We start from the raw sequence: 24007 nt of genomic DNA, 5'->3' as shown, positions 1-24007 counted from the left end.
TCGGATCCTTGAATTATTACCCAACCTCTATTTCAGGAGCATCGTCTTGCCATGGAATGTAATCCGCATCGTGTTCATATACCAGTTCCAGTTGCTCTGGAGGGGGTCTTGGGTCTTCTCAGAGATCAAGATGTTTCAGGATGCGTCTGATGTCTCAGTATAATTCAATGCATCACGCGAAAGACTATCCCCTTCTTTCCAGAAAGCCCAAAACGCAGGAGTATTCAGAAATCGAGAAAGTACTCCTGTCTCTTGGATTCGAATATGGCTGGACGCAGGATACGGTAACCTCTCCGAATAACTATCTCCCTGGAAGTGATTTTATTCTATATGAGTTTCATTGACCTGCGATCACAGGTTATGTATTCTCAATAATGGTAGATAATTGTTTCTGTATTTAGAAAGAAGAAGGTAACAAATGAAGCTGTCACTTATTTTACTGATACTTGTTTTCTGTTTTTCAGTAACGGGTCAATGGCTGGAACAGACAGACTGGTCCGGAGGCCCTGGAGAGCAGGGACCCCAGTACGATTTCTATAATGCTTTCTGGATCAGCCAGCAGATAAACTGGTCAACGACAGGTAAAATATCTCTGGAATTCGAGAGGGCACAGCACAACCTCTCTGAATCCGGTCTCCCGGCAAACTTGGATTTCCCGGATACCGGGACTCTTGAATCCTCTCTTGTGTGGATGCCGATGGGAACAGACTGGGAAATCGCATGGGGCAATATTGAATGGATTTCAAATGAACCTGTGAACACATCAGTCAGTTTTCAGCTGAGAACAGGTATGACTCCGGAAACTATGGGAGAATGGACCGATCCGATAACGGAATCGGGGACTTTCCTCGGCGCCATTCTGCCTGACACGATTCTGCTTATCCAGTACAGAGCCAATCTGAATACTACGGATTCAAGTGTTACACCGGAACTGGAATGGGTTCAGATAGAAGGATGGTATCCCGGAGGAATAGAAGATCCTTTTTCCAGTGGCGATCAATATGAAGCTCTTTCGATAACACCAAATCCATCGTTCGGCTCAGTTACAGTAAATGTGAATCTCTTATCATCCGAATCTTTCGTATATCTTCGCATGTATGATCTTGCCGGAAAACTGATAAGAACAGCATTTGAAGGAGAATTGCAGCAGGGCAGCCATTCATTCATAATGAACGAATTCACTTCCGGAATATATTTTGTCAGACTGGAATCAGATTGTGCGACCGACTTGCGGAAAGTGGTGATTCTGGAATAGTAGGAAAGTGGATTTTCCGCAATCTCTTGATTTGCTTGCAAAGCAGCCCAATCGTCGCAATAAACCTCCGATTCTTGCCTGAAACTGACAATACCACCTGAGAAATCGCCAGTCAAAGATCGTTGCCGGCAGATATGCACTGGAGACTCAGCATACGGATGTACGTTTCCCGTGAAGTCGGATCCTTGAATCATTACCCAACCTCTATCTCAGGAACATCGTCTTGCCATGGAATGTAATCCGCATCGTGTTCACATACCAGTTCCAATTGCTCTGGAGGGGGTCTTGGGTCTTCTCAGAGATCAAGATGTCTCAGGATACGTCTGATGACAAACGGTTGCTCTATGAAAGAGATGACCTTCATCTGTCCCCCGCACTTCGGACATTATCCCTGCTGGATACTAATCCAGGAACATCAATTATTCAGCGCACCTGCCCATATCAGATAACCTGAGTGTTCAAAATTAGCACGACCTGACTGGAAGTTGCCGCAGTATGAATTCAAGGAGGAATACTTGCTGCGGTGATGGATGACGGTACTGGAGAACACACACTTACAATTTCCCAGACACTCTTGAGTATCAATGCCGGTAAGGACTGTCATTCACCAACCCGCTAAGACTTTGACATAACGTGGTTCTTATCACTATTGTTGTTTATGGTAAATTGCTTAATTCTGGAAGGCAGTAATCCTGTGAGTTCGCAATCCAGTTATATCCGAAAAAGTAGGAGGACTATTATGAATAAGCAAATTCTGATTGGATCCCTTTTAATCCTTGTGTTCTTTATTACAGCATCGTGCGGCAGTTCATCACCCGTTGATCCCGTAATCTCAGATGGAACCTGGACCGGATCAATAATTGGTCAACCCATTACTTTCACTGTAGAAGGGAATCAGGTCGGGGATATTCAGTTTGCATTCATTTACTGGGGTATCAGCCTGCCTGCGGATACGGTGCACTGGACCCCTGATGATGCGGTGATAACAAATAACAATTTTCATGTGGTTGATAGCCTGAGTACCGGAAACTACAGCTATACAATGACTCTTGAAGGTACTTTTGATCCTCCCACCGATATTTCAGGATTGTTTTCTACGACGGGAGCTTTTGACAGTACCGGCGTTCATCATAATGAAAGTGATTCTTTATCCTGGTCCGGTAGTCATCAATAGCAGTATTTGAGGGATGAGAGTGGATATTTTCAGCACTCATCTGAAAGGCTGATCTGTCTGATCGGGATGATCTTCTTGAAAAACTTGAGTATCTAATGCGTGATCAGCTGAACCGGAAAGAAGGAACGATACAACCCTGTTTTTCTTGATTACCATTTGTTCTTTGTCATTAACCTCCGGACTCAGGATATCGGAGGGGGGCAACGTTCTTAAGACATTCCAGCTGTGCTTCCTGCGTTGTCAGGGAGAAAAAAGTGTTGAAAACAACGAATATCAAATCGTACTTGCCTTCAACGGAAACCATTGAGAAGTCCCCTAATGTAAACGGAATAGCTCTACCGTGATGTTTCGCGCGGAGCTTCTTAACCATGGAGGTGGACGCGTCTATTCCGTGGATGTCGATTCCCTTTTCTTTCAATGGCAGAGCGATGCGGCCCGTTCCTATTCCCAGCTCCGGTGTGCGGCCGCGATACGCCAAATCACTCAGCAGCGTAATCGAGGACTCCTCGGGAGAACTGTACCAGTTATCGTAAGTATCAGCTATTCGGTCACCGTAAGTTTCGGCTTTGTAGTTTTCCATAAGTACAACCTTTCTATCGTTGATTCTTCAGACGATGCACACGGAAATCGTAAAACACCAGACAGGGTTTGAGAAGCTATTCAGGCACTCACTCTTGAATTACTTTACTTTATAGTTATACTTATCAGTAAACAATTACTATTGTAATGCTGGATATTATCTATATTCAAGCAGATAAGGTTATTATGAAAAAAACCTCTGAAAACAGCGGAATCGGAGGACGATAATGCGAACATCAAAATACGCATCACTTGCTGTATCCATAGGAATTGCTCTTCTTATTTCCGGTATTTCCGGCTGTCTTCCGGGACCTTACTGCGTTGGTGAGCCGGATTCACTTTTCTCCGAGTACCATCTTATGTGGGATATGGTGAACAGTCACTACGCCTGCTTTTTCGCGAAGGAGGACGTGGACTGGGACCAGTCGTTACAGACATACAAATCAGCGGCAGAGAACCTCAAGAACGAAACCGAGCTTTTTGATCTTTGCCTTGAACTCATGGGTGAACTCGAAGATCAGAATCTGTCTATTCGGAATTCAGTGGGAACCCGGCTGGAGAGCTGGAACCAGGGTGCTTTCGTTAACTGGACTTACGAAGTCTGGAGACGTTACATTGAGAGTTACTCCCCGGATACCGTTGTAGTCTTTCATGCCTACGGAGCAATAACGTTCAAGCCGACTAATTACGATACCTTAGGTTATATGTACATAAGCGATCTGGGTGATGGATACGGTATAAGTTCATTTTATAATATGACATATGTGATTAAAGATTGCAGAGGTCTCATTCTGGATCTCCGCATGTGCAGTGAAAGCGGTTCTGCATACAATGCATACACCGCCTGCGGCAGGTTTATTAAAGTAAGAGAGCTGGGTTATTACGAAGTTTTCAGGACAGGTCCGGGAAGAAACGATATGGGAGAGATGCGGGGAGTACTGGCGAGTAGAAACGCTTCCTGGCAGTATACTGAGCCCATCGTTCTTCTCACGGGCAGAGGTACCCAGGGAGCAGCCGAGCAGCTGGTTCTGCTTCTCAGAACTCAGCAGCATGTTACCGTTATTGGGGATACCACAGCGGGTTTTGCCAATCCTGCCGTTTCATTCAATCTTACTAACGGTTGCACCATTGAAATACCAGAAATGGTCACCTATTCCCCAGACACTACCCTCATTCTCAATTCAGGAATAGCTCCCGACATTTTCATCCCGGTTTCCGAGGCTGATCTTGAAGCCGGGGTGGACCCGGTTTTTGATGCTGCCCTTGGGATTATCACACAGTGATTTGACCCCTTTTCTATTCAGCAGTAAGAGCCAGCAGCATCCCGCCGGGACATATTTCGAGGTCAACAGGGTAACCCCTCAGATCGAGCTGATTCTCAATAATGTGGCTTGTGCAGTTGTAGGAAACCAGTCTGCTTACGAACAATAGGAAAGTGGATTTTCCGCAATCTCTTGATTTGCTTGCAAAGCAGCCCAATCGTCGTAATAAACCTCCGATTCCTGCCTGAAACTGACCATACGACTTGAGAAACCGCCAGTCAAAGATCGTTGCAAGCAGATATGTACCAGAAACTCAGAATCAGGATGTACGTTTCCCCTGAAGCCGGATCGCTGACAACTTACCCAACCTCTATTTCAGGAACATCGTCCTGCCATGGAACGTAGTCCGCGCATGGTTCGCAGACACGTTCAAGTGGCTCAGGCGGAGGCCTTGATATGAATTCACTCAGGGTCTTTCGACCGTTTGTATCATCAGCTTTTATGGGCTTAGCCACTGATTGCATCCGACTGGTTGGGTAGTATCCTCTATCGGGTGTGGCAACTGGTTCGGAGGTTTTTCCTCAGTCATTTATCGTTTCATCATCCCAGTTGTGAAATGAGATGTTGATTCTTTGATTAAGTTCCCAATCGAACACATACAGAATCATGTCGGCATGTACGAAACGGTAATCGAAATTGTCGGGATCGTTGTACTCCGCAATGGAAATGGAGTAACGAGATGTCAGCTTGAATTCCACATATCCCGATTGGCCGGACCATGTACCCAGAGTGAGAACGGCATCCGGATAATAGAATTTCACGGTTTCCTCGACTTGCGCCTCACTCATGTCGGGTTGAATTCGACCCAGGATTTGATTCACACCATCGGGGAAAAGAGGTTCCTCAGCGGCGAACGCGCTCAGAGTGATTGAGAGCATTACTACTATTACCACGATGTTCAATTTCATTCTTCCTCCCAACAATGAAGTTGAGGCAATTGTACGATTCTTACGGGCCCGATTACTGCTTATGTCCATTCATTTATCCCGAATCATATGCCGGTGTGAAGCGCAGTGAAAAACCAGCCAGGCGGATTGACAGGTTGAACAGCCTTAAAACGCAAATAGCCTTTGTAAAACAGAAATAACCTCCAGTTCACCGGCATTTGCCATAGTTTGCAGCCATAGCTTAATACTGCTTCCACTGCATTGCTTCTTCTTCATAATACTTTACGAAATCATGCTTCATATCGCAGTACTTATCGACATCGTTATCACACATACGTGCACATCTCAGCTTCAAATCACCATACTCCCCGGCTATCAGGGGATGCGCGATGAGGTAGTCACGAAAGGCAATATGCCTTATCGCGCCATACGAACCATTGTTAAATGCATGAATGTTGTGTGTCCGGTCGAATTGGCCCTTTATGAAAAACCGTCTTCCCGGTATACCGTATTCGCCTTTTGGAATGTAGCTTGATTCTTCCATTTCAGAATTGTAACTATCCAGAGCATTTACGTCTTTCACTTCCAACAGAATATCTATTATCGGTTTTGCCGCCAATCCAGGAACAGCGGTACTTCCAATGTGGTGAATGTGCACGATTTCTTTAGAGAGTATATCTGATAAAGCCCTGCTCTCAATTCGAAATTGATCCGGCCATTTCGAATTGTAAGCAACTACCTGGATAATTCGTTTTTTCATTCTCATTTACCTCTGCCAGAAATGTGAATGACAGGCCTGCAGTGAAGCAGCGCTAATGAACTTCTTTGCATGATGATACGACAACTTCCCGTGACATCTCTCTGAACCCCAGGCTCTCGGCCAGCTTGATCGATGGTTCGTTGTTAATATCTACCAGGTATATCGGTCGATATCCATGCGAGAAGCACCATTCAATCGCATGGCTGACGACGGCTTTTCCATACCCTTTTCTCCTGAATTTGGAATTCGTTCCTACCGTAATATTCGCGCCCAGGTAATCAATATCCGATATGTATGCTGAAGAGGCGATTTCATCCTTCTCAAAAGCGGTGAAGTACCTGCCGGCACGAACAGCTTTTAATCTTGCGTTCCATAGATACTCAATAGATCTCTTTCCTCTGATAATCCAGCGGGAAATGAACCTGGCTTTATCCGATTCAGATAGAACATCAACCTTGATCTTCGTTTTTTGTTTAACCAGTTCTCCCTTATCCAGTGTCATTCGCTTCATAAGCCTGGTGCTGTAGAGCAGGACTGGAAGAAAATCAAAGAAAGTATCGTCGATCATTCTCAGCAGGTCCTTATTAACAGCGTTGTCTGTAAGGAGCGTACGTTGAATCTCAAAGGCGGGAGCAAACTCCGGAGCAACGGAGAATACTACATCGCCATTAATTACCGTTGAGATCAGATGCTGTGCATAGAAGAAAGCAAATGTTCCGGCTCTTCTTTCACACGGAAAGACTCGATGTCCTACCTTCAGTCGTTCCGTATGAACGCCAAGGTATTCAAGGTAGTATTGATCGAAGCTGATCATTGATTTCTCCTCTTTGAATTCCATTCTTATCTAAACTCGCGCATCAGCGGTGCCCGCACTGCGTCCGGAGTCCGTTTGAACGAATCGTTAAGCAGCGTGACTGCACGAAACATAAAAACATATTGATCTTCACACTTCGATTCTCAATTCCGGCCGTGTCTGCTGCTGTAACAAATTTAATTCTGACCGCAATCGTGTCCAATAGGCATGATCGGAATTGAAAGCAATCTCTATGTATTTCTTCGCCATATCAGGATAATGTTCCTGCAGTATCTGCCGTATGTTCTGCCAGTTGCGGTCTTCGAAGGTATCCAGGCTCAAAGGGTAAATCCAGATCGTGTCCGAATACGGCTCGACCAGGCTGACAAGTTTTCCCACATCAGTAATGAATGGCATCACCGGGCAGATCAGCGTATACGTTTCGATACCTTCCTCATGCAACCGTATCAGCGCTTCAACCCTCTCCCTGTTTGACGGTGCAGAAGCTTCGAACAGTTCTCTGTCATGGTCGTTTTGAAAGGCTATCGAGATCCCCACCGATGAACCGGACATGCGTTTAAATAAGTCCATGTCCCTCACCACCAGGTCGGATTTAGTCAGCACACAAACCGGAAACCTGCGTTCTGCGAGTAATTCCAGTGCCTGTCTGGTCTGTTGGTAATCAGCCTCTAAAGGCTGATAAGCATCAGAATTCCAGCCTATGTAAACTGGCTGGGTATCAATAGACGAAATTTCATTACTGAGCTGGGCGCGAATGTCCTGGTGTATCTGTATCTCCCTGGCCCAATCTGTCTCAGCCTCGTTAAGAGCGTAACAGTAATAGCAGTGATGCTCACAGCCGATATAAGGATCCAATTGAAAAGAATAACCTTCCAGGGCGCAAGGTTGAAGAACAGGTCGATGCGAGCAGATATTAGCTTTTACCATCGCATAGAATTCTTTCTGAAATCATGTTCGCACCTGATCAACCTAACCGACCCGATTACACACAGCGCGGCCAAATAGATTTCGAGGCGGTAAATTACTTTCATACATTTTTCAATGCTTTTGATATTCTCTTCTTTATTTTCTGATAGGATGGAGGCGGTCCGGTATTGAGTTTTTTTCTGTTGATGAATATCGAATCAGAAATGCCCCATTCGTCAAAAACTTCTTTATCAAAAGTATTTATCTCATGAAAAACAACCTGGTCTCCAAGTTCTGAGGAAGCCCGTTTCGCCCTTTCAAAAACCATGTTGTAAGCGGGACACCATCCGTTGATGAATCCTGTTACAGTTACTTTGTCATGTTCCAATTCCGGCTCTTTCCTGCCTTCGATCCATTCTGGCGGAACAGCGTCATCTGAAAAAGGTTTCCACAGTAGAACCCGACCGAGGAAGCCTTCTTTGTCTACTTGAACGTATCCCTGCTTTTTGAACCAGGAAGCTCTCATGAAAACCGGTATAGGCACTCCCCAGGCAACTAGCCCTTTCGCGCCTCTCTTCTTTGCGTCATCTTCCGCTGCCGTTATCAGCGCCTTGCCGATTCCCTGTTTCCGATAATCCCCAACTCCCTTTTTTTTGTATCCGTGGACCCAGATACACAGGATGAAATACAATTCGCTGCCTTTTACAAAAGAGTATTCGATTGGGAGATATTGAATCATACCGACTGGTTTTGCCTCATCATTAAGAGCCAGTTTAACACGTAGCCCCTTATCTTTCATTTTTCGATACCAGAGTTCCTTACGATTTCCGGCTTCCTTTATTTCGTCTGACCAGTCTTCGAGACAAACGAAGTAATTGCCCTCGTACTCTTCTGTTAAATCAACAATTTCCATAGTCCACTCTTACTCAAATAAGTTACCTGAAATCGATATGCCTGACAGGTACATTATGAAATTGATTCTGTCACCATTAGTAAAATATACCGTACCCATTGTTAGAGGCGCATAATGCCATTCATCCATCCTGGAATTTACACAAATAGAATTCTCAAAACGGTCCTGCACGTACTCTTCAGTAAATTCAACCTGATTTGAATTCATGTATGGAGTGCCAATCAGTATTCTCGCTATCTCTATTTCCCCTTCCAGCCAGGACATCAAGGTTTCGCCTTCCCCGGGAGGATTCTCGGTCGGGAAAGTATTCGGTCCTGCATCAGTAGCAGGCCCTGTTTCAATCTGTATTTCATAGGCTTGAAGGTTACCTGGACAGGATAATGCCAGCAGAAAGAATAATGGTGTTTGAAATTTCGTTATTTTCATTTTTATCCAACCCTGCAATGATTACGTAACTGCTACTTATCTCAGTACCTGGATATTTGTACCGATGTCTCTAATACTATTAATCTGATTACTGCAGTCAAGTTCTCATCAGCAGTTCTACTTTTCCTGATAATTCATTTTCAAGGTAGAATACAAAAATAGATATCTGCTTTTCAGTTCGTTGACAAGCATGAAATATATTTCTATATGTGCTTTCTGGAATTTTTTATTTTTGTAAGTGTCGCAAATGAAGTCCGACCCCGTATTTCCGGAAGGATATCTTATGGAATCAATGACAGGCTTCGGCCGGACTGAGACTGCTGGTGACGATTATACACTGACGGTTGAAGCGAAATCGGTCAATCATAAAAGCCTGAGTATTTCCCTGAAGCTGCCCGAAGTATTCTCCGGTATGGAGCCCGAAGTCAGAAAAACCATCAAAGAGATGTTCGACAGAGGACGCATCAGGCTGGATGTTTCCATTGAACTTGGCGGCTCAGAAGGTTCGTCAGTATCTATCAATATAGAATCAGCAAGGCAGTACATTACAACCGCAGAGCTTCTCATCAAGGATAACGAACACATCAAAGGGATTTCAGCGGGGGAGCTTCTCAATCTCCCTGGAGTTGTAAGAACAGCTGAACCTTCCATGCTTGACCGCGGTGAACTGACGAATGCGTTCAGATCATCCATGACTGAGGCTCTTAATGAACTCCGGGAAAGCCGCCGCAGGGAGGGAGCCGCACTTGCTCCCTTATTTCGCGAGGGGTTCGAAAGTATCAGGGAACTGGCTGCTCCCGTTCTTGCCCGTCAAAAGGAATCGGTGCAGGAAAGGTACGGGCGTCTTAAGGAAAGAATAATCGAACTTCTGGACGATGTCAGTCTGGATGAAAACCGCTTGATGCAGGAACTCGCTCTCATGGCGGACAGATCTGACGTAACCGAGGAAGTCCAGAGGCTGAAATGCCACCTTGACCATGTCCTTGAAATCCTTGATTCTACCGACCATTCCATCGGACGGAAGCTGGAGTTTCTTATTCAGGAAATACATCGGGAGCTGAACACGATGGGAGCGAAAGTTGACGATCCGGAACAGTCACTGCGAGTTATCGAAATGAAGAACATACTGTCTTCACTTAAAGAACAGGCTGCGAACATTGAGTAGCGCGACCGGGCAGCTGATAGTTATTGCGGGGCCTTCGGGAGCCGGTAAAACTACGCTTGCCCATCACCTTGTTGATACGTTCAGTTCCGCGGTATTCTCAATTTCAACAACGACAAGACCACCGCGGGGTTCGGAGAAGGATGGGGTGGACTACTTCTTTACAGGCAGGGATGAATTCCAGAAGAGAATTGATGACGGTTATTTCCTTGAATACGCGGAGGTTCATGGACACCTTTATGGAACTTCAAAAGATTGGGTTTTAAAAGAACTATCCCGAGGGGCAAGTGTTATCCTTGATATAGACGTTCAGGGAGCGCTTCAGGTTAAGGAAGCTTTTCCGGCTTCAATACTCATCTTCGTTCTGACGTCTTCTCCGGATGTACTCCGCAGCAGGTTGATATCCAGAAATACGGATGATCCTGATGTCGTTCGAAGGAGGATGGAAACCGCGGCAAGGGAAACAGGCTGGATCGGTTCTTTCGATTATTACATACGTAACGATAGTCTCGAAGACTCCCTGATACAGGTTGAAGCGATAATCCAAGGCGAGAAGCTGAAACTGGAGAATACGGTTTTTCCTCGCGAAGTCAGGGCTTTTTCTCCCGACTCTTTCAGGGGGCTTGAATACTGGGAGGGGAGAAGGGTAATAGTAACATCCGGCCCCACAAGGGAACCGCTTGACAGGGTTCGGTTCATTTCCAACAGATCCAGCGGTCTTATGGGTTGCAGTATGGCGGAGGCATTTCGTGATGCCGGAGCTGATGTTCTGTTCGTTACCGGGCCTGCCTGCAATTCAGATCCCTCCGGAACGGATATCGTTACCGTTGAAACGGCGCGGGAAATGCTTGATATCCTTATCGGTGAAGTTGAAAAGGCTGACTTGCTTGTAATGGCAGCGGCAGTATCCGATTTCAGCCCATCAAGCTTTCTTGATGGTAAAACCGAAAGAGCGGGAACCGTAGAGCTTGAACTTGAGGCAACTCCCGATATACTTGAAGAACTGCACAGGTCAGTGAAAGGTATGTGTCCGGTGATGGCTTTTGCCCTTGAATTCGGCTCCGGCGGAGAAGAAAGAGCCATTGGAAAAATGAAGAGGAAGGGGGCATCTGCCGTTTTCTTCAATCCGGGGGACATTCCCGGAGCTGGAATGGAGGTATCCTCCAACCAGGGGAAGCTTATTTTCAGTAACGGCAGTTCCGAAGAGGTCAAACGATTCTCGAAAAGGTATATTGCCGAACTGCTGGCAGCAGCCATGGGAAGATATTTAATGAAAGGCAGTGAATGTTAATGGCTGACGACAGGAATACACTTGCTCCGAAAGGCAGAGCTGACCCTTTCTGGAATTCGGTAGCCAGCTTTGGTATTGATGACATTTTTGTACTTCCTGAATGGATTTCAGAGCTGAAAGGAGAAAAGACCCCTTCGGTAACAGGTGAAAAAGGCGGAAATATACCTGAGGGACTTGAAGCGCTTACATCAAGGGTTGGCGACTGCCAGGCCTGTCGTCTGTGTGAAAAGAGAAATTCGATTGTTTTCGGTGGAGGCAACCCTTCGGCTGGAATCCTTTTCATCGGTGAGGGACCCGGAGCCAACGAAGATATTCAGGGCGAACCATTCGTTGGCCGAGCGGGGAAGCTGTTGGATAAAATACTGGAGGCCATCGACCTGAACAGGGATTCGGTGTACATAACGAATATTGTTAAATGCAGACCCCCCGGTAACAGAAATCCTTCACCGGATGAAGTTGCAGCCTGCTGGTGGATACTGGAAGAACAGATACGGATAATGAAACCGGGTATTATAGTATCCCTTGGCGCGCCTGCCAGCAGAACGATGACCGGGAGCAAAGAGGGTATAGGAAAACTCAGAGGTTCCATTCACAGATATGGCGATATACCGGTTCTTCCCACCTATCATCCGGCTGCCCTTCTGCGAACTCAGGCCCTGAAAAGGCCTGTATGGGATGATATGAAAAAGCTTAAGAAACTCCTCGATGAATTGAATCTTCCCAGAGCCGGTAAGGATAGAGCATAATGGATGAAAAGGGACACAGACCTCCACATAGCCTGGATGCTGAAAAGAGCGTTCTGGGAGCTATGCTTCTCGATCAGGAACTTGCTGTTGAAGCCCTTGATGGCCTTAACACAAACGATTTTTTCGACCGTAAACACAGAAGAATCTTCCAGGCTTGCCGTGATCTTGACTCAAAAAACAGCGTAACGGATATGGTTACTGTTGGCGAGGAATTATCGAGAAAAAAAATTCTGGAAGAGGCCGGAGGTATAGAGTACATCGCTTCTCTTACCGATGACATTCCCCTGCTTTCGAATGTGCTTCAGTACATAAAGATAATCAAGGACAAGGCCATGCTTCGTCAGCTCATCAAGGTCAGCAGGGAGAATATCAACGAAGTTCTCGAAGGAACCGATGATGTAGAGAACGTTCTTGACGCAGCCGCCAGCAAGATCATGGCGATTACCGAAACAAGGGCTTCGGGTGAGTTCAAGCCTTTAGCACAGCTTGTTTCCAGGGGTATCGAAGAACTTGAGAACCTCAGGAATACCAAGGGTTACGTCACCGGACTTTCCACAGGGTTCACCGAACTGGATAAAATGACTACGGGATTTCATTCTGGTGAGTTGATCATTCTTGCAGCGAGGCCCGGTATAGGCAAAACAAGTATGGCATTGAATATGGCGACACATATCGCAAGCGAAACGGAAAGGGCTGTAGCTATTTTCAGCCTGGAGATGTCCGATGCGAAACTTACTCAGAGAATGCTCTGCGCCGATGCCCACATAGGTACAAAACCAATTATCGAGGGGACCCTTTCCCAGAATGCCTGGTACGATCTACAGGCAGCCGCCGACAGGCTCCAGAGAATGAAGATATTTATCGATGACAAGGCCGGTATAGGTTCTATGGAGGTGAGGGCAAAGGTTAGAAGCCTCAAAAGGCGGGAAGATCTCTGCATGGTCTTCGTCGATTATCTTCAGCTCATGCGCAGCGATGGAAACTCCGAGAACAGACAGCAGGAGATCGCGCGCATTACTGGCGATCTAAAAGCGCTTTCCAAGGAGATGGAACTTCCCGTGATGGCGCTTTCCCAGTTGAGCCGTATGGCTACAAAAAGAAGCGGTACCCCCAGGCTCAGCGACCTGCGGGAAAGCGGTGCTATCGAACAGGATGCCGACCTGGTAATGTTCCTTCATCAGCCTGAAATACATGCCGATCAGGACGGGGAATATGAAGGTCAGATTGACTTTCTAAGAAGAGAGACTGTGCTGAAAATAGGAAAACAGCGAAACGGCCCCCTGGGCATGATTGACCTTATTTTCAAAGCTGATATCACTCGATTTTTCCCTGTTGACCAGGACGGGTTAGAGTAGTTAGGGGCAGCTTGGCCAAAAAGAAGACTATTTTCATTTGTAACGAGTGCGGAGGCAATACGGCAAGGTGGTCCGGGAAATGTCCCCATTGCGGAGCATGGAATACAATGGTAGAAGAAGTCGTTGTAAAAGTTTCCGGAAAACCACTTTCCAGAGGGATCGTTACTCACCCGGTTCCCCTCTCTGAAATCCCGAAAATCTCCGGGGAAAGATTAAAAACGGGTATTGAAGAACTTGACAGAGTTCTGGGTGGAGGTGTTCTCAAAGGATCGGTGAATCTTATCGGAGGAGAACCCGGAATCGGAAAAAGTACCCTTATGCTTCAGCTTTCCGCCGCTCTTTCAGACAGAGGAGAAAAAGTACTTTACTCAACCGGAGAGGAGTCCCCCGAACAGATCGCTCAGAGGGCACGCAGAATTAATTCGGTGCGGAATGACGTGATAGTTCTTGCCACAACGAACCTTGATACTGTCCTAAGCAACCTGGAGAGCGCAGGCTGCTCCCTCGTGGTGGTTGATTCCATCCAGACGCTCTACTCCGCAGACCTCGCCAGTGCTCCCGGTACAGTTTCGCAGGTGAGGCACTGCACTTCGGAGCTTATAAGAGAATGCAAAACAAAGGGTTTAACCGCTTTCATAGTTGGTCATGTAACCAAAGCCGGTTCACTTGCGGGGCCGAAAGTTCTGGAACACCTTGTTGATTCTGTTATATATTTCGAGGGTGAAGGAGATCGGGTCTACCGTCTTCTCAGAGCCGCCAAGAACCGTTTTGGTTCAACAAATGAGCTTGGTGTGTTCGAGATGACCAGGGAAGGGCTGCGAAGCGTAAGCGAAGTATCAGCCTATTTCCTCAGGAGGGATAACGCCCTTCGTACAGGAACTGTTATTACAGCTGTCATGGAGGGAACGAGACCATTTCTTGTAGAGGTTCAGGCTTTAACAAGTACTACAAGGTACGGGTATCCACAGAGAAGTGTTAACGGTATGGATTCGCGCAGATTGCCGATGCTTCTTGCGGTGCTGGAAAAAAGATGCGGGATGGATCTTGGCAATCAGGATGTCTATGTAAACGTTGCTGGAGGCGCCAGTCTTGCCGACCCCGGAGCTGATCTCGGGGTCTGTCTTGCAGTTGCTTCCAGCAGACTGGAAAAACCGGTGAAAGAGGGCATTACCGTCAGCAGCGAAATAGGGCTTGGCGGAGAACTCAGGCCGGTGACACATTTCGATCTCAGATTGAGAGAGGCTCTCAGCCTGGGATTTTCAGGGCTGGCCGGCTCCGCGGATGATGCGGAAAAGGCTGGCAGTGGAGCAGAAGGTTTTATCAGTTTAATTGATTCCATCGAAAATCTTCTCTCCAATAAAAAGGAAAAAGGAGGAAACTGGTTATGAAAACATCAGGCTGGGAAGTACGTATACTTTTCATTCTTGTTCTCGGCCTATTGGGGACATTCGCATTCGATGGGCTTTCGCCCTCCCCATGGTTCGGACTTACTGGTCTCGGGATAGGCATAGTTGCCGTTATCCTGCAGATCGTATTCGTCAGGATTCCCGCAGATGAAATTATTTATACAACTGTAGGAGCGATTATCGGGCTTGTCGCAGGTATTCTTGTTATACTGGCCCTGCGCATGGGGAATCTCTCTCCATCTGAATCCGGCGTTACGCCGCTTATTATGATACCTTTCGCATTTGCGTACGTATTCGGTCATGTGGCATTCACAAAGGGTAAAAAGCTTGGGCTGATGCAGACTACCGAAGAAGAAGAAAAGGCTGCTACACCGGTTCTGGTTGACCTTTCCGCAGTCATCGATGGCCGGGTTGCGGATATGCTGCTCGCCGGGCTTATCAGAGGACCCTTCATTCTACCGGCTTCAATAAAGAACCAGCTTGAGGAAATGGCTGATTCAGACGATATAATTGAACGGGGCCGAGGTAGAAGAGGTATGGAAACTCTTGAAAGGCTCGAGGATGCCGCAGGAAAATCGGGAGGTCTTGAATACAAGGACTTCGGGAAGCAGGAAAGAGAACGCTTCCGCATGCTTGAGTATATCAGAAAGGAAAGAGTATCCCTCCTGAGCAGCGACAGAGATGTTCTTGATATAGCCATAAAAGAGGGCAATCACGTTATCAACCTTGAAGAGGTGGGGCCTGCTTCCAGGCCTGTGACATTACCGGGAGAGGTTCTGTCCATAAGGCTGGTCAGGAAGGGAAGAAACCCCAAACAGGCTGTAGGTTTCATGGACGACGGAACTATGATAGTAGTAGAGGATGCCGAGAGTATGCTGGGCAACAGCGTTGAAGTTCAGGCTCATACAACTTTCAGGTCATCAGGTGGAACTATGGTCTTCGCCAAGCTGAACAAGGATGACAGCGTCACCGGAACTGATGACTGACGGGCAGGGAGAATACTGAAGAGCTGAATCTTATGCAGAAGAAAACCTGGGGTGTTGTAATAGTAGCTGCCGGATCAGGAACAAGATTCGGTTCAGGCGTACCCAAACAGTTTCTCAGACTTCATGAAGTATCCCTCGTTGAGTGGTCGATCAATGCTTTTTCAGCCATCGATGAAATCGGAGAGATCGTTGTGGTTACCCCGGGTGACACCGCTCTATGGAAATCGTTCTGGAAACCACCGGCAGGTATAAAGACCGTTTCGGGGGGCCTTCGGCGACAGGACTCAGTTCTTGCCGGCCTCGAAGCCCTGGATTTTTCCAGCAGTGTGCTTATCCATGATGCCGCGAGACCTCTCGTTTCAGCTTCTATTATCAGGAATGTCATGAAGGGTGTAATTGACTCGGGGGCTGCAGTGCCCGTTATTCCCATAAGGGATACGGTGAAGGAAGTAACACCATCTTCTCTCGTGAGCGGCACCGTTTCAAGGAACAATCTACGAATGAGCCAGACACCACAGGGTTTTATCCTTGACAATATTCTGCGGGTTCTCAAAAACGCTGATGAGGTAACCGATGAGTGTGCGGCAATGGAACTTGCCGGCTATGAAGTACTTGCAGTGGCCGGGGAACCAGAGAATATGAAGCTTACGGATCCGGAAGATCTTATGATCATTGAATCTCTGTCGGGGGGGAGTATGGAAAACAGAACCGGAACAGGTCTTGATTTTCATCCTTTTGAAAAAGGAATTCTTCTTTTTGTCGGCGGTTGCCATATTGAATCGGAATTTGGTCTTTCGGGTCATTCCGATGGAGATGCTGTACTGCATGCTGTTGCGGATGCTCTTCTTTCTGCGGCAAGGCTGGGCGATATCGGAGTGTTCTTTCCTCCGGATGATGACAGATGGAAGGGTGCGGACAGCGCAGTTCTTCTGGAAAAGACCTGTGACCTTGTTCGCGGAGAGGGCTGGAGGATAAGCCAGATCGATGTAACCGTTATTACAGATTTCCCGAAGATCGCTCCTCTCAGAAACACCATGATTAACAGGATAGCTGACATAGTCGGTGTTGAACCGGAGAGGATATGGGTAAAGGGAACATCCACAAATACACTTGGCGATATTGGAAAAGGAAAAGGTCTGGGCTGCATGGTAATGGCCAGAATCGCAAGGAGAACTGACACTGCAGCGATTGGGAATCATTGATAGAAAGAATACTTGAATACCTTGCGAATAATCCGCCCGGCGCCTGGGCCGGACCACTCCTTGGATTGATTGCTTTTGTTGAAACCATTTTTCCTCCGTTTCCCGGCGACATTCTCTTCATTGTTGTTTCAGGCTGGACCGTTTCAAGCGGCTTACCTCTTCTCCTGGCAGCTCTTTACGGAGTTACCGGTTGCTTTATAGCCAGCTGTATAGTGTTCTACCTCGGTCATAAACCGGGAAAGCAATTCGTTGAAGGTTGGCTAAAAAGGAAGGTGGAACCGGAAAAGGTCAACAGAGCAAAAGAACTGATCGCAAGCCATGGTACAATTGTACTTGCCGCAAGCAGATTCATTCCGGGGGTAAGATCACTGCTCGTGCTCATGGCGGGAACCTCGGGTATGCGGTTTGCCCTGGCCGTGATTCCTGTGGCTTTCAGCGCCATAGCATGGTACACGATACTCTCGATAGCAGGTTCGGTTTTCGGGAACAACATACAGGCCGCAGAGGGATTCATGAGGCATTTTGAGATATGGATATGGGTTGTCCTTGCCCTCGCTCTGCTCATTTTTCTTGTTATCAGGGTCCGCGGGAGGAAGGAAAAAGGATGAGAATACTATTTGCCGCCTCCGAAGTATATCCCTTTGTCAGCACCGGGGGGCTGGCCGGTGTAACCGGTTCACTGCCAATAGCCCTGGAAAACGCGGGTCATGATGTAAGCGTAGTAATGCCCCTCTACCGTGATATTGAGAAACTCGTCGATTTCAGATGGATCAGCGGGAGGTTTTCAACCTCCGCGGGAGAAAAATTCGGCCTTGCTGAATCGATTATACCCGGAAGCAGCGTACCGGTTTATTTTGTAAGCAAAGATGAATACTTTCACAGACCGGGGATATACGGCCCGGATGATGCATCCGCATACGATGACAACGCGGTAAGATTCGCCTTTTTCTGCAGGGCGGTTGTAGCTTTCTCCGAAAGTCTTGGTGAGCCGCCGGATGTACTCCATTGTCATGACTGGCAGACTGGACTTATCCCCGCTTACCTCAGAAATTCCATTAAGCCTTCGGTTGTATTCACCATTCATAACCTGTTATTTCAGGGAAATTACCCCCAGGAAGTATACGACTGCACTCACCTTCCTTGGTCGCTGCTCACGATGGAAGGACTGGAGTTCTATGGAGAGTTCAGTTTTCTCAAAGCCGGTATCGTTTACGCCGATCAGGTTACAACCGTAAGCGAAACCTACGCGAAAGAGATACAGAGACCGGAATTCGGTGAGGGCTTTGATGGTTTGCTCAGTGATCGTTCCGATAACCTTACCGGGATACTGAATGGCATAGATTACAATTCGTGGAATCCGGAGATTGATAAGGTTCTATCCTCAGCTTACAGTGCGGATTCTATTTCACCCAGAAGGAAATGCAGAAAAGCGCTGTTGAATTCACTTGGTCTTGACCCGGTCAGTGAAGGCCTGACGGTTGGAGTTGTTTCAAGGCTGACCAGGCAGAAGGGACTTGACCTTCTGTTTCCCATTATCGGCAGACTGGCTGACAGGGGCTTCAACTTCGTAATATTGGGAACCGGTGACAATTATTACATGACAAGGCTTTCTGAGATTGCCCTGGAACATCCCGGCAGAGTATCGGTAACTCTAAGGTACGATGAAGCTATGGCCAGACAGATATTTTCCGGCTGTGATATTGTAATGATGCCGAGCAGATTTGAGCCCTGCGGCCTGGCACAGATGATGGGAATGAGATACGGCGCTGTCCCTCTGGTTAACCGTACAGGAGGGCTTGCGGATACAGTTATCGATGAGAAAGATGGCGGCTTTGGTTTTGTAATGAAGGAGGCTGATCCCCAGGGATTATTTGACTGTATCCTTCGAGCCGGGGAGTACTACAGAAGCAAGAACAGATGGGCCTGGCTCGTGAAAAAGTGCATGAGACGGGACAATTCCTGGAAAAGCAGAATATTACCCTACGAGAACGTATATTCCAGGGCAGTAAAGACAAGAAAGGCACGATGAAAATTCCAGAAAACACGACCGAATCGCTGCTTGCTGTATTCACTCAGTTCTGGAGAACGGATAAAGCCTATTCTCTGCTTCTGAACATAAGAACTGCCGGAATCGTGATGATCGCTGTCGTGATTGTGATATCCGCGGTCGGTTACATACCTGCTCTGCTGATTAACTGGGAGGAAGTTGAAACTGAATGGCGAAGTGAGAGACAGCCCGAACTAATAGAAGAAGGATTTACTGCTACCCGGGCTGACAGCGTTATCTCCAGTGAACTTGGTGAGATGAAACGCATGACCGAGAGCCTTCCTATGGCCAGGCTTGTGGAGAGGGGTATTATCGCTTTGCTTGCTGCTCTGGCCGCATTCGGGACGGTTTATGCTGTAGAGAATAAAAAGGTTGGTAAAGTCACTGATTTCCTGACATCTTCCATGCTTTCCCAGTCTGCGTACATGCTTACGGGGGTGCTGCTGATACTGTTCGTTTCATTACTTGATATTCCGCCTTCCGTCAGGCTTAACCTGTCGTGTTTTGTTCCGGTTGATGTTGTTGACCCGTCGCGTATTCATGTGTTCATATATAGATTCCTGGAGAGTGTAGATATTCCTTCCATAATTGCTATGTTTCTATGGGGAAGAGGTCTTGCAGCGATGCTGCGTCGCAGCCGGTCATGGGGGATACGTCTTAGCTTTTCCATGTATACTATCGGGATTCTGCTTATCTCTCTGCCGGTGATGTTCGCGCCGGAAGCGTAACGGAAAGGGAGCGTTTTAGAATGAGGAAAGCTGTATTTCTCCTGCCTTTGATTATTTCAGTTCTTTTCGCACAGGCCGATTCACTGTCACTTGATCTTTCAGGATGGGTTATAGTGGCAATGAAAAATTCACCTGACATCACTATTTCGTCAGTCGATCTGATGTCTGCCGAAGCATCCCTTACATCTTCGGAATCCTTTCTCTGGCCGCGGCTGAGTTTTAGTTCGACCGCCAGCCATTCATGGAATTCTGTCTCAGATATGTCCGGGGGTTATTCGGACACTGACAATTCATCATGGTCCATGTCCGCCAGCGCCTCTCAGGAAATCCTGGCATCCGGTGGAAGCAGCTGGCTGCGAATGTCCGGGAGCAGGCATTCTCTTGACGCCTCGCGGTTCGATATGGATCAGGCCAGGCTTGATCTGACCATGGACATCATAACGGCGTATTACGGTGTGATAGAGACAGTGCAGCTGCAGGCTTCTTCAGAAAGAGCTCTGGAGCGAAGTACCGAACAGCTCAGGAGGACGGAGGCTCTTTACAGGATCGGAGGAGCCACGAACCTCGAATTGATACAGGCCGAGGTTCAGCAGAGTTCTGACAGCCTGGCTCTGCTTCAGAAAGAGCAGGCGGTTTCCAATTCCTATATTTCTTTATATCAGGCTGCCGGTGTAATTGGCTCGGAGCATACCGTTAACACAAATGCTGTGCTGCAGCCGGTTTCCATCTCCACTGCTATGAACTACAGCCTTGATATATCGGGCAGCAAAGCAGCTGCCTCTTCTCAGGAGAGACTCACAGCGACGAGTTATACTTACGAAGCCAGCAGACGTTCGTACTGGCCCTCGCTGAATGGAGCGGGAAGCTGGAACTGGAGTAATGATGAACTTGATTTTGAGGATTTTTCCAACAAAGACAGCTGGCAGGTTTCTCTTTCTCTGAACTGGACCCTTTTCGACGGATTTAACCGTGAGAGCATCATCCAATCTTCCAGGGCTTCTTTTCTCAGGCAGCAGGCATCCCATGAGGCCCTTCTGAATTCGATAAGAAGTTCTATATTGACTTCCCAAAGTAACCTTATCAGTGCAATCAGGAGCTGGGAACTCTCACTTCAGGTTCTTAACCAGGCAAACGAGAAGTTAAGGCTATCCAATATGAGTTACGACCTCGGAAGTATCTCTCTTCTTGACTTGCTTGATGCCCAATCAGGAGTTACTTCAGCTGAAGCATCCGTTGAGTCTTCCAGAACATCATGCCTGATAGCTGAAGCGAGATTGCTGGTTCTTCTCGGGCGGAATCCAAGAGTGGGGGAATAAGTAAAATCACAGGGGTTGCGTTTGCCTGATATTGTTATATAGAATTTCGATAAGTTGTTTCCCGCTATTGTTAGGAGGATTTAATGGGAAGATTAGCTTTTCTGTTTCCCGGGCAGGCATCACAGAGTGTAGGCATGGATAAATTCCTTAGAGAGTATCCGGATGCTGTGGATTTTCTTAACAGGATCGATGAAATGACCGGTGTCCATAAATTGAGTGAAATCATTTCCGAAGGACCGCCCGATATTCTAACCAGAACAGACAATGTACAGCCAGCCATCACAATGATCAGCATAGCTACAATGAACGTTCTTGTAGCAGCTGGAGTGAAGCCGGAGGGTACTGCCGGTCACAGCCTCGGTGAGTACGCCGCACTGGTGACCGCAGGCGTGCTGCTTCCCGGAATAGCAGCCAAGCTTACCCGCATCAGGGGTGAGCTTATGCAGAAATGCGCGGACAGGCATCCCGGGGGAATGCTGGCCCTTATAGGGATAGGTCTTGATGAAGCCAGGGAATGTGTTGAAGAAGCATCTTCCATAGGCCCTGTTGGAATAGCAAACGTTAATGCGGAAGGACAGGTTGTTATTTCCGGATCGAGAGATGCTCTTGACAGAGCTGGAAAGCTGTGCAAGGAAAAGGGCGCCAGAAGGATAATACCGCTGCAGGTTTCCGGAGCCTGGCATTCACCTCTTATGAAGGATGCAGCCAAGGGGCTCGAGGGCGCACTCGATGACGCTGGCTTTTACGAGCCCGAAATACCGGTAGTAGCGAATGTCACCGCCGACCTCATCCGAAGTGGTGACGAGGCAAAACGGTTACTTACGGAACAGGTAACATCACCCGTTCTCTGGGCCGATTCTATCAAGAAGCTTCAGAAAAACGGATTCGATACCTTCATTGAAGTAGGTCCCGGGAAAGTTCTTCAGGGACTTATGAAAAGAGTGAAGGATGTTATCGTTTACGGAACCCACGACAGAGAAGCCCTTGAGGAAACCCTGAAAGCTTTTACATAAAGGTTAATCGGTCAGCTGGCCCAGCCGGACCCTTCACAGCCGGAGCATTTTGAAACCTCTTCTGTAACATCATTTCTTATTCTTCCTGTTCCCTTGCATCTTCCGCATTTTGTGGGAGGATCAGGAACGTTAAGGTGCCCGTCGCCACCGCAGATATCACAGGGAGAGTTTCCCACGCCATCTATACCGGTTCCCTTGCACCAGGCGCATTCCACCATCGCCATAATGTCTCCTTTCAGCTGTACAAAGTGTTTACTAGTTTTTCCACAAGCCTATTATGTGCACTGAATGCCAGATCAGGAACCTCCCTGATTGGACTCCATAGAACTTCTGATGCGTCGTCTCCCGCAACTGGTGTACCTTCCCAGTCCGTTACCTCCAGAACAGCAAGAAGAATTCCTCCGTAGGCAGTCATGTCGGTTTCCAGCTCCATCAGTCTGCTTTTTTTTGCACGAAGCGCTGTTTCCTCCAGCAGTTCGCGGAAGCCGCATTCAGCAGGAGTCTCTCCTGTTTCCAGGAAACCACCGGGAAGGGACAGCATCCCTTTTTTGGGTGGAACCGCCCTTTTTACAAGCAGTATTTTCTCGTGATCGTGAACCATCAGAGCCACTGCGGGGAGAGGATTCCTGTAATGGACGAAGCCGCACTTTCTGCAGAATAGATGTCCGTGTTCTCCCGATAATTTGCCAAGGGGAGCGCCACACATTTGGCAGTAGGCAGGAGGGAGGTAGAATGCACTGCCATCAGGTGCTATAGGCAGGGGACCCGCTTCCGGAAAATGGCCAGGAAGGTACCCATGTACTCTTCTGATCCTTCTGGAGATAACTCTTCTTACAAACCGCTTTGCGTCCGTGACAGCGGATTCCATGCTGAATCCCGCGGCAAGCAATGCAACAGTGGCTGAGCCCAGTGTGCAGCCGGTTCCATGTACATTCTCAGCGGTGATTCTGGAGCCACCGAACCTTACATTACCTTCTTTCGTCACCAGTATATCCACAGGATTCCCCGGTAGATGGCCTCCCTTGACAAGCACAGCCGTTGCGCCGATGCGGATAATGATCTTCCCGGCTTCGATCATGTCTTCTTCATTGTCGATTGCTATTCCGGAAAGAACTTCCGCTTCATCGATATTTGGAGTGCAGAGAGTGCAAAGGGGTACGAGTTCACTTTTTAGAAGCTCGGTCATGCCGCTGCTTACAAGGGAACTTCCTCCGCCCGCTGCGAGAACCGGGTCAAGAACGTACGGTATACCTCTCAGATTTCTTCTGATAAATCCGGCCAGGGCGGAAGCGTTCTCCCTGCTTCCCAGCATCCCCGATTTAACACCCGCAACCGGGCCGTCATCGCATACAGCCGTGAGTTGTTCAACCAGCTTTGCAGAATCAACAGCATCCCATGAAAGAACGTTTCCGCTGTTCTGAACGGTAACCGCGCTGACTGCCAGGCACCCGTGAAAGCCCATGGCTGAGGCCGTCTTCAGGTCAGCAGGCAATCCCGCCCCGCCGCTGGGATCCGTTCCCCCGATAAAAAGCAGCACTTCATTCACGCGATATAACCTCAATTCTCTATCCGGTTGAATTTTTCCTGAGATGATAATATCAGAGACAGTTCCACATCGTCAAGAAAGCAAAGACTGATGAATTCTTTGGATGGTATTCCATTTCATCAGAATATGGATATTCATTCATGCTCGGTATATGGTTTGGTTATCATCTTCGC

At 47.6% G+C, this 24007-nt stretch carries 27 protein-coding genes; 16 read left to right on the top strand and 11 right to left on the bottom strand.

What is annotated here, in order from left to right:
* The first annotated feature begins 149 nt into the window (after positions 1-149).
* From K8S15_01070 to K8S15_01060, 3 genes are all read left to right on the top strand, one after another.
* Positions 150-344: a hypothetical protein gene (locus tag K8S15_01070; GenBank protein ID MCD4774624.1), complete on the top strand. Its 195-nt coding sequence runs from the start codon at positions 150-152 to the stop codon at positions 342-344.
* Between the two features lie 74 nt (positions 345-418).
* A complete protein-coding gene (locus K8S15_01065; GenBank protein ID MCD4774623.1) occupies positions 419-1255 on the top strand; it encodes a T9SS type A sorting domain-containing protein in 837 nt (278 codons plus the stop codon).
* 739 nt (positions 1256-1994) lie between these two features.
* A complete protein-coding gene (locus K8S15_01060) occupies positions 1995-2429 on the top strand; it encodes a hypothetical protein (protein ID MCD4774622.1) in 435 nt (144 codons plus the stop codon).
* A gap of 169 nt (positions 2430-2598) precedes the next feature.
* On the opposite strand, the gene K8S15_01055 is transcribed toward K8S15_01060, so the two are convergent.
* Positions 2599-3009 carry a class I SAM-dependent methyltransferase gene (locus K8S15_01055; GenBank protein MCD4774621.1) on the bottom strand — a complete coding sequence of 137 codons (411 nt, stop codon included), beginning with the start codon at positions 3007-3009 and terminating at the stop codon, positions 2599-2601.
* 226 nt (positions 3010-3235) lie between these two features.
* Between K8S15_01055 and K8S15_01050 the strand changes: the two genes are divergently transcribed.
* Entirely contained in the window at positions 3236-4291 is a 1056-nt protein-coding gene (locus K8S15_01050) for a hypothetical protein (protein ID MCD4774620.1), read from the top strand.
* A gap of 13 nt (positions 4292-4304) precedes the next feature.
* Here the strand turns inward: K8S15_01050 and K8S15_01045 are convergent, their stop codons facing one another.
* From K8S15_01045 to K8S15_01010, 8 genes are all read right to left on the bottom strand, one after another.
* A complete protein-coding gene (locus tag K8S15_01045; GenBank protein ID MCD4774619.1) occupies positions 4305-4487 on the bottom strand; it encodes a hypothetical protein in 183 nt (60 codons plus the stop codon).
* 142 nt (positions 4488-4629) lie between these two features.
* Positions 4630-4785 (bottom strand): hypothetical protein, encoded by a 156-nt coding sequence (locus K8S15_01040; protein ID MCD4774618.1) that lies wholly within the window; start codon positions 4783-4785, stop codon positions 4630-4632.
* A gap of 66 nt (positions 4786-4851) precedes the next feature.
* Positions 4852-5238 (bottom strand): hypothetical protein, encoded by a 387-nt coding sequence (locus K8S15_01035; protein MCD4774617.1) that lies wholly within the window; start codon positions 5236-5238, stop codon positions 4852-4854.
* A 220-nt stretch (positions 5239-5458) separates the two neighbouring features.
* Entirely contained in the window at positions 5459-5977 is a 519-nt protein-coding gene (locus K8S15_01030; protein ID MCD4774616.1) for a GrpB family protein, read from the bottom strand.
* A 52-nt stretch (positions 5978-6029) separates the two neighbouring features.
* Positions 6030-6791, bottom strand: a complete 762-nt coding sequence (locus tag K8S15_01025) for a GNAT family N-acetyltransferase (GenBank protein MCD4774615.1) — start codon at positions 6789-6791, stop codon at positions 6030-6032.
* A 129-nt stretch (positions 6792-6920) separates the two neighbouring features.
* Positions 6921-7646, bottom strand: coding sequence for a radical SAM protein (locus K8S15_01020; protein MCD4774614.1), 726 nt, complete (start codon positions 7644-7646; stop codon positions 6921-6923).
* A gap of 172 nt (positions 7647-7818) precedes the next feature.
* Positions 7819-8610: a GNAT family N-acetyltransferase gene (locus tag K8S15_01015; protein MCD4774613.1), complete on the bottom strand. Its 792-nt coding sequence runs from the start codon at positions 8608-8610 to the stop codon at positions 7819-7821.
* Between the two features lie 9 nt (positions 8611-8619).
* Positions 8620-9036, bottom strand: coding sequence for a hypothetical protein (locus K8S15_01010; GenBank protein ID MCD4774612.1), 417 nt, complete (start codon positions 9034-9036; stop codon positions 8620-8622).
* A 283-nt stretch (positions 9037-9319) separates the two neighbouring features.
* Here K8S15_01010 and K8S15_01005 point away from each other — a divergent pair, with 283 nt between their 5' ends.
* The 12 genes from K8S15_01005 to fabD all read left to right on the top strand — a co-directional run bounded on the left by K8S15_01005 (position 9320) and on the right by fabD (position 22288).
* Positions 9320-10201 (top strand): YicC family protein, encoded by an 882-nt coding sequence (locus K8S15_01005; GenBank protein MCD4774611.1) that lies wholly within the window; start codon positions 9320-9322, stop codon positions 10199-10201.
* A complete protein-coding gene (gene gmk, locus K8S15_01000) occupies positions 10194-11489 on the top strand; it encodes a guanylate kinase (GenBank protein ID MCD4774610.1) in 1296 nt (431 codons plus the stop codon). Before K8S15_01005 ends, gmk begins: the two co-directional genes overlap by 8 nt.
* Positions 11489-12235, top strand: a complete 747-nt coding sequence (locus tag K8S15_00995) for a uracil-DNA glycosylase (GenBank protein ID MCD4774609.1) — start codon at positions 11489-11491, stop codon at positions 12233-12235. The genes gmk and K8S15_00995 overlap by 1 nt, the downstream gene beginning before the upstream one ends.
* On the top strand, positions 12235-13590 hold the full coding sequence (gene dnaB / locus K8S15_00990) for a replicative DNA helicase (protein MCD4774608.1): 1356 nt from the start codon (positions 12235-12237) through the stop codon (positions 13588-13590). The genes K8S15_00995 and dnaB overlap by 1 nt, the downstream gene beginning before the upstream one ends.
* 11 nt (positions 13591-13601) lie before the next feature.
* Positions 13602-14978: a DNA repair protein RadA gene (gene radA, locus K8S15_00985; protein MCD4774607.1), complete on the top strand. Its 1377-nt coding sequence runs from the start codon at positions 13602-13604 to the stop codon at positions 14976-14978.
* Entirely contained in the window at positions 14975-15982 is a 1008-nt protein-coding gene (locus K8S15_00980) for a hypothetical protein (GenBank protein MCD4774606.1), read from the top strand. Before radA ends, K8S15_00980 begins: the two co-directional genes overlap by 4 nt.
* A 32-nt stretch (positions 15983-16014) precedes the next feature.
* On the top strand, positions 16015-17184 hold the full coding sequence (gene ispD / locus K8S15_00975) for a 2-C-methyl-D-erythritol 4-phosphate cytidylyltransferase (protein ID MCD4774605.1): 1170 nt from the start codon (positions 16015-16017) through the stop codon (positions 17182-17184).
* The gene (locus K8S15_00970) at positions 17181-17792 is read left to right on the top strand and encodes a DedA family protein (protein ID MCD4774604.1); all 612 of its coding nucleotides are present in this window, start codon (positions 17181-17183) and stop codon (positions 17790-17792) included. The genes ispD and K8S15_00970 overlap by 4 nt, the downstream gene beginning before the upstream one ends.
* Positions 17789-19213, top strand: a complete 1425-nt coding sequence (gene glgA / locus K8S15_00965) for a glycogen synthase GlgA (GenBank protein MCD4774603.1) — start codon at positions 17789-17791, stop codon at positions 19211-19213. Before K8S15_00970 ends, glgA begins: the two co-directional genes overlap by 4 nt.
* Positions 19210-19959 (top strand): hypothetical protein, encoded by a 750-nt coding sequence (locus K8S15_00960; GenBank protein ID MCD4774602.1) that lies wholly within the window; start codon positions 19210-19212, stop codon positions 19957-19959. Before glgA ends, K8S15_00960 begins: the two co-directional genes overlap by 4 nt.
* A 20-nt stretch (positions 19960-19979) precedes the next feature.
* Positions 19980-21275, top strand: a complete 1296-nt coding sequence (locus tag K8S15_00955; GenBank protein ID MCD4774601.1) for a TolC family protein — start codon at positions 19980-19982, stop codon at positions 21273-21275.
* Between the two features lie 83 nt (positions 21276-21358).
* Positions 21359-22288: an ACP S-malonyltransferase gene (gene fabD / locus K8S15_00950; protein MCD4774600.1), complete on the top strand. Its 930-nt coding sequence runs from the start codon at positions 21359-21361 to the stop codon at positions 22286-22288.
* Positions 22289-22299: 11 nt separating this feature from the next.
* On the opposite strand, the gene K8S15_00945 is transcribed toward fabD, so the two are convergent.
* Both K8S15_00945 and thiD read right to left on the bottom strand, forming a co-directional pair.
* On the bottom strand, positions 22300-22512 hold the full coding sequence (locus K8S15_00945; protein MCD4774599.1) for a hypothetical protein: 213 nt from the start codon (positions 22510-22512) through the stop codon (positions 22300-22302).
* An 11-nt stretch (positions 22513-22523) separates the two neighbouring features.
* The gene (gene thiD / locus K8S15_00940; protein ID MCD4774598.1) at positions 22524-23849 is read right to left on the bottom strand and encodes a bifunctional hydroxymethylpyrimidine kinase/phosphomethylpyrimidine kinase; all 1326 of its coding nucleotides are present in this window, start codon (positions 23847-23849) and stop codon (positions 22524-22526) included.
* Positions 23850-24007 lie beyond the last annotated feature (158 nt).

The sequence above is a fragment of the Candidatus Aegiribacteria sp. genome (assembly GCA_021108005.1).
In the GTDB taxonomy this organism is placed as follows: Bacteria; Fermentibacterota; Fermentibacteria; order Fermentibacterales; family JCC-6; genus Aegiribacteria.
The sequence above is the reverse complement of the archived record's forward strand: the minus strand, read 5'-3'. Positions and strand labels throughout refer to the sequence as shown.